The sequence below is a fragment of the Streptacidiphilus carbonis genome, assembly GCF_000787775.1.
GTDB lineage: Bacteria > Actinomycetota > Actinomycetes > Streptomycetales > Streptomycetaceae > Streptacidiphilus > Streptacidiphilus carbonis.
Map to the genome: position 1 here is coordinate 47,579 of NZ_BBPM01000020.1, position 6,931 is coordinate 54,509.

Here is a 6,931-nt window from a genome sequence, read left to right on the forward strand (position 1 = left end):
GTCGGCAGCTGCTCCAGCCGGGCGGCGCCGACCTCCACCGAGGAGGTCGGCGGCAGCGCCAGCACGGCGTCCGAGCCGCGGAAAGTGATCATGCCGATCTTGTCGCGGCGCTGGTAGGCGTCCATCAGCAGCGACAGCACCGCGCCCTTGACCGCCGACATCCGCTGCCGCGCCGCCATCGATCCCGAGGCGTCCACCACGAACAGCACCAGATTGGACTCCCGGCCCTCGCGCACCTGCTGGCGGAAGTCGTCCCGGCGCAGCACCAGTGCCCGACCGTCCCGGCCCCGGGCGAGCTGGTGCGGGGCCGCCGCCCGGACCGTGGCGGCCAGGTGCAGCCGCTGCAGCGCGCCGGTGGGCCGGGTGGCGCGGACGGTGTGGCCGCCGCTGTCGGTACGGGCCCGCGAGCGGCGCCCCCCGGCGCCCTCGCCGAGCCCGGGAACGGTCAGCAGCCGGGTCCGGTAGGGGGAGGCCGCGGGCGCGGCGGGCTGAGGCGGGACCGGTGCGGTACGGGTCTGCGCGGACGCCTCGCCCTCCGCGCCGGACGCCTCCTGCTCCGTGGGCGCGTCCTGGCCGCCGCCGGACGGTCCGTCGGGTCCGCCGTCATCGGGACCGTCGTCGTCGGGCCCACCGTCCGGTCCGCCGTCCGGGCGGGGCCCGTCGTCAGGACCGCCGTCCGGCTCCTCGCCGGCCGACTGCTCCAGGGTCCGGTCCAGCTTCTCCTCGTCCAGGCCGGGCGCGTCGAAGGGGTTGCGCCGGCGGCGGTGCGGGAGGGCCAGCTGTGCGGCGGTGCGCACGTCCTCGGCGGTGACCGCGGTGCGTCCGGACCAGGCGGCCAGGGCCACGGCGGTGCGGGCCATCACGATGTCAGCGCGCAGCCCGTCCACCTCGAACGCGGCGCAGACGGCGGTGATCTGACGGAGCGCCGCGTCCCCGAGCACGACCGAGGGCAGCAGTGCGCGGGCTGCGTTGATCCGGACCGCGAGCTCCTTCTCCTCCTGCGCCCAGCGCTCGGCGAAACCGTCCGGATCGGCGTCGTAGGCAAGTCGGCGGCGGACCACCTCGGCCCGCTCGGCCGGCTCCCGGGTGGCGGCGACCTCGACGGTCAGGCCGAATCGGTCCAGCAGCTGCGGCCGCAGCTCGCCCTCCTCCGGGTTCATCGTCCCGACCAGCAGGAACCGCGCCGCGTGCCGCACCGAGACGCCCTCCCGCTCGACGTAGGAGCGGCCCATCGCGGCGGCGTCCAGCAGCAGGTCGACCAAGTGGTCGTTGAGCAGGTTCACCTCGTCGATGTAGAGCACGCCCCGGTGTGCGGCGGCGAGCAACCCCGGCTCGTAGGCCTTGACGCCCTCGGCGAGCGCCCGCTCCAGGTCCAGCGAGCCGACGATCCGGTCCTCGGACACCCCGACCGGCAGCTCCACCAGCCGGGTGGCCCGCTCGGCGGAGGACGTACCGTCAGCATGCGGGCCGTCCGGGCACTGCGGGTCCGGCGCGGCCGGGTCGCAGGCGAAGCGGCAGCCCTCGACCGTCGCGATGGAGGGCAGCAGCCCGGCCAGCGCCCGCACCATGGTGGACTTGGCGGTGCCCTTCTCGCCGCGCACCAGCACCCCGCCGACCTGCGGCGACACCGCGTTGAGCAGCAGCGAGAGGCGCAGGTCGTCCATGCCGACGATCGCGGTGAAGGGATAGCGGGAGTCGGTCACTGGTCGTCCCCTTCGAGGTCGCCTTCGAGTTCGAGGTAGGTCGCGCGCAGCCGGTCCAGGGTGTCCGGGTCCGGCTCCGCCCACAGCTGCCGGTCGGCGGCCTCCAGCAGGCGTTCGGTGATGCCGCGCAACGCCCACGGGTTGGACTGCTTCATGAACTCCTGGTTGGTGGGGTCGAAGACGTACTCCGTGGCCAGCTTCTCGTACATCCAGTCGTCCACGACACCCGCCGTGGCGTCGTAGCCGAAGAGGTAGTCCACGGTGGCGGCCATCTCGAAGGCGCCCTTGTAGCCGTGCCGGCGCATGGCCGCCATCCAGCGGGGGTTGACCACCCGGGCCCGGAAGACCCGGTGGGTCTCCTCGCCCAGGGTGCGGGTCCTCACCTGGTCGGGGGTGGCGCTGTCGCCGACATAGGCCTCGGGGGAGGCGCCGGTGAGGTGGCGGACCATGGCCACCATGCCGCCGTGGTACTGGAAGTAGTCGTCGGCGTCGACCAGGTCGTGCTCGCGGGTGTCGATGTTCTTGGCCGCCACCGAGATCCGGCGGAAGGCCTGCTCCATGTCGCCCCGTGCGGCCCGGCCGTCCAGGCCGCGGCCGTAGGCGTAGCCGCCCCAGACCGCGTAGACCTCGGCCAGGTCCGCGTCGGAGTGCCAGTTGCGGGCGTCGATCAGCGGCAGCAGGCCCGCTCCGTAGGCGCCCGGTTTGGAGCCGAAGATCCTGGCGGTGGCCCGGCGGCGGTCGCCGTGCTCGGCGGTGTCCTGCTCGACGTGGGCCCGGACGTAGTTGGCCTCCTCGGGTTCGTCCAGCGCCGCCACCGCCTGCACCGCGTCGTCCAGCAGCGCCACCACGTGCGGGAAGGCGTCCCGGAAGAAGCCGGAGATGCGGACCGTCACATCGACCCGAGGACGGCCGAGTTCGCCCGCCGGGACGACCTCGAAGCCGGTCACCCGGCGCGAGGCGTCGTCCCAGAGCGGGCGGCAGCCGAGCAGCGCCAGGATCTCGGCGATGTCGTCGCCCTGGGTGCGCATGCAGGAGGTGCCCCACACGGTCAGGCCCACCGAGCGCGGGTACGAACCGGTGTCGGCCAGGTAGCGGGCCACCAGGGAGTCGGCCAGCGCCTGCCCGACCTCCCAACTGAGCCGGGAGGGAATGGCCTTGGGGTCGACCGAGTAGAAGTTCCGACCGGTCGGCAGTACGTTCACCAGCCCCCGGGTCGGCGACCCGGACGGTCCGGCCGGGACGTAGCCGCCGCGCAGCGCCCGCAGGATGTGGGTCAGCTCGTCGGTGGTCCGCTCCAGCCGCGGCACCACCTCCTGGGCGGCGAACAGCAGCACCGCCGCCGCATCGGCGTTGTCGTGGCCCAGCACCTCGCGCACCAGCGGCTCGGCGGCGCCCGCCGTCCAGCCGGTCTGCTCCATGCCCTCGGCCAGCCTGCGGCACAGCTGCTCCAGCAGGTCCACCGCGTCGGCCGCGCTCCGGGCCGGGCCCTGGACCAGCGCGGTCAGCTCGGCCGGGACCTTGACCGGCGCGCCGGGCTCGGCCAGCAACTCCTTCTCCACCAGCCCGAACTCGGCCGCCAGCGCCGCCCGCAACCCCGGCAGCGCGTCCGCCTTGCCGCCCCACACCTGGGCCGAGCGCAGGACTGCCAGTACCAGGTTGACCCGGGCCTCGTCGACCGGTCCGCCGCCCAGGATGTGCAGTCCGTCGCGGATCTGCACGTCCTTGATCTCGCAGAGGTAGCCGTCGATGTGCATCACGAACTCGTCGAAGGCCTCCTCGTCCGGCTGGTCGTCGACATGCAGGTCGTGGTGCAGCTCGGCGGCCTTCACCAGGGTCCAGATCTGCGCCCGCACCGCCGGGGCCTTGGCCGGGTCCAGGTCCTTGACCAGTGCGTACTCGTCCAGCAGCTGTTCCAGCTTGGCGAGGTCGCCGTAGGTGTCGGCGCGGGCCATCGGCGGGACCAGGTGGTCCACGATGGTGGCGTGGCCGCGCCGCTTGGCCTGGGTGCCCTCGCCGGGGTCGTTCACGATGAACGGGTAGACCAGCGGCAGTTCTCCCAGCACCGCGTCCGGCGCGCACCCGGCCGACAGGCCGAGGCCCTTGCCGGGCAGCCACTCCATGGTGCCGTGCTTGCCCAGGTGGACCACGGCGTCGGCGCCCCAGGACTGCTCCAGCCAGCGGTAGGCGGCCAGGTAGTGGTGCGAGGGCGGCAGGTCGGGGTCGTGGTAGATGGCGATGGGGTTCTCGCCGAAGCCGCGCGGCGGCTGGATCATCAGCATCACGTTGTCGAACTGCAGCGCGGCCAGCACGATGTCGCCGTTGTCGACATAGAGGCTGCCGGGGGCCTCGCCCCAGTGCCGCAGGATGCCCTCGCGCAACTCCTGGTCCAGGGTGGCGAACCAGCGCTGGTAGTCGGCCAGCGGCACCCGGGCGGGGGCGGCCCGCAGCTGCTCCTCGGTCAGCCACTCCACGTCGTGGCCGCCGGCGGCGATGAGTCGATGAATCAGTTCGTCGCCTCCTGACGGGTAGTCGGCGACCCGGTAGCCGGCCCCGCGCAGGGCGTCCAGCAGCCGCACCGCCGAGGCCGGGGTGTCCAGGCCGACCGCGTTGCCGACCCTGGAGTGCTTGGTGGGGTAGGCGGTGAAGACCACGGCGATCTTCTTCTCGGCGTTGGGCTTGTGCTTCAGCGCCGCGTGCCGCAGCGCGATCCCGACCACCCGGCCGGCCCGCTCGGGGTCGGCGGTGTAGACCGGGATGCCGTCCGCGCCCAGCTCCTTGAAGGAGAACGGGACGGTGATCAGCCGCCCGTCGAACTCGGGGATGGCGACCTGCATGGCCGCGTCCATCGGCGACAGCGCCGCGTCCGAGACCTCCCAGGCAGAACGGGTGGAGGTGAGGCACAGGCCCTGCAGCACCGGGATGTCCAGCTGGGCCAGCGCGCCGATGTCCCAGGCCTCCTCGGCGCCGCCCGCGCTGGCGTCGGCCGCGACGGTGCCGCCGGAGGCCAGCACCGTCGCCACCACGGCGTCGCAGCGGCCCAGCAGCGCGAACAGCTCCGCGTCCGCGCCTCGCAGCGAGCCGCAGAACACCGGCAGGGCGTTGCCGCCGCGCTCCTCGATCGCGTCGCAGAGCGTGTCCACGAAGGCGGTGTTGCCGGACAGTTCATGGGCCCGGTAGAACAGCACCCCCACGGTCGGGCGGCCCTCGACGACCGGACGCGAGCCGCTCACCCCGTAGAGCGGCATCGGCTGCGGCGGGGCGAAGCCCTCGCCGGTCAGCAGCACCGTGTCGGAGAGGAACCGGGCCAGCTCGGCCAGGTTGGCCGGACCGCCCTCGACCAGGTAGGCCAGCGCCTCGGCGACCACTCCGGCCGGGACCGAGGACATCCCCATCAGCTCGGCGTCGGGCACCGACTCGCCGCCGAGCAGCACCGCGGGCAGCCCGGAGCGGGCGATCGCGGCCAGCCCCTCCTCCCAGGCGCGGCGGCCGCCGAGCAGCCGCACGACGACCACGTCCGCGCCGGTGAGCAGCCGGTCCAGCTCCTCACCGACCTCGACCCTGGTCGGGTTGGCGACCCGGTACCCGGCGTCGGCGGCACCGGCCGCCAGCAGGTCGGTGTCGGAGGTGGACAGCAGCAGCACCGTGGTCACGGTCGTGCCCTCTCGGTCGGTGGATCGGTTCGACTGGCTGGTGGGGGCCGGCGGGGTCATGGCGCACCCGGTGGGACGAAGGGCAGCCCGGCCGGGACCCCGCCCTCGATCAGCCGCAGCAGCGCGCCGGTGTCGGCGTGCTCCTCGATCAGATCGCCCAGCCGGTCCAGCCGTTCCTCACGGGCGGCTGCGAAGCAGGTGTCCGGGGCCGGGGTGAAGCGCCGACCGGCGGTGGCGGCCACCTCGCGCAGGAAGGCGCGGCGGAAGCCGTCGTTCTCCAGGGCGCCGTGCCAGGTGGTGCCCCACACCGAGCCCTCCCGCACGCCGTCCAGCCAGGGCTCGCCGCCGTCGACGGCGGCCACCCCGTGGTGGATCTCATAACCGGCCACGGTCTCGCCGTAGGCCTCGCCGACCGGACGGGCCAGGGTCTTCGCCGCCGCGAACTCCACCCGTACCGGCAGCAGCCCCAGCCCGGGGACGGCTCCGGCCTTCGACTCGAACTCGTCCACGATGGTCCGCGCCAGCATCTGGTAGCCGCCGCACACCCCGAGCACCGGCCGCCCCTCGGCGGCCCGCGCCGCCAGGGCCGCGTCCAGGCCGCGTTCGCGCAGCCAGGCCAGGTCGGCGACGGTCGCCCTGGTGCCCGGCAGGACGACCAGGTCGGCGTCGGCCAGCTCCTCGGGCCGGGTGGCCCAGCGCACCAGCACGCCAGGCTCCTGGGCCAGTGCGTCGATGTCGGTGAAGTTGGACAGCCGGGGGAGCCGTACCACCGAGACCCGCAGCACCTCCTCCCCGGCCGCGCCGCCGCTGGGCGCCCGGTCCACCAGCCCGGCCAGGTCCAGCGAGTCCTCCGCGTCCAGCCACAGCCCGGACAGCATCGGCAGCACGCCCAGGGACGGACGGTGCGTCAGCTGCTCCAGCATGTCCAGCCCCGGCTTGAGCAGCCGCACGTCGCCGCGGAACTTGTTGACGATCCATCCGGCCAGGTGCCGCTGGTCCTCGGCGGACAGCAGCGCCAGCGTCCCGTACATGGAGGCGAACACGCCGCCCCGGTCGATGTCGCCGACCACCACCACCGGCAGCGACGCCGCGACCGCCAGGCCCATGTTGGCGATGTCCCGGTCGCGCAGATTGATCTCGGCGGGGGAGCCCGCGCCCTCGCACACCACCACGTCGTAGCGGCTGCGCAGATCGGCCAGGCAGTCCAGGGCGATCCGCAGCAGCGCGGGCTTGCGCTCGCGGTAGTCCAGCGCGCCGACCTCGGCGACGGCCCGACCCAGCACCACCACCTGGCTGCGGCCGTCCCCGCCGGGCTTGAGCAGCACCGGGTTCATCGCCGCCTCGGGCTCGATCCGGGCCGCCGCCGCCTGCATCACCTGGGCCCGGCCGATCTCGGCGCCGTCGGCGGTGACGAAGGAGTTGAGCGACATGTTCTGCGCCTTGAACGGCGCGACGGAGACCCCCTGCCGCGCCAGCCAGCGGCAGACACCGGCGGTGACCACGCTCTTTCCGGCGTCCGAGGTCGTCCCCGCCACCAGCAGCGCCCCGTTCATCGGCGCCCCCTCCTTCCTGCCGCAC

Annotated in this window: 3 protein-coding genes; all 3 read right to left on the bottom strand. The window is 74.0% G+C overall.

The genetic code is table 11. The features are described from left to right. On the bottom strand, positions 1-1,664 hold a 1,664-nt coding region (locus TR46_RS17780; RefSeq protein WP_042402039.1), incomplete at its 3' end, for an ATP-binding protein. Positions 1,665-1,699: 35 nt separating this feature from the next. After that, positions 1,700-5,353 (bottom strand): cobaltochelatase subunit CobN, encoded by a 3,654-nt coding sequence (cobN, locus tag TR46_RS17785; RefSeq protein ID WP_042402041.1) that lies wholly within the window; start codon positions 5,351-5,353, stop codon positions 1,700-1,702. Between the two features lie 56 nt (positions 5,354-5,409). Continuing rightward, a complete protein-coding gene (locus tag TR46_RS17790) occupies positions 5,410-6,906 on the bottom strand; it encodes a cobyric acid synthase (protein ID WP_042401803.1) in 1,497 nt (498 codons plus the stop codon). Positions 6,907-6,931: the final 25 nt, after the last annotated feature.

Bases quoted from the DNA above. Each gene is read 5' to 3' on its own strand.
- TR46_RS17790 (WP_042401803.1), bottom strand. From the start codon at position 6,906: ATGAACGGGGCGCTGCTGGTGGCGGGGACGACCTCGGACGCCGGAAAG.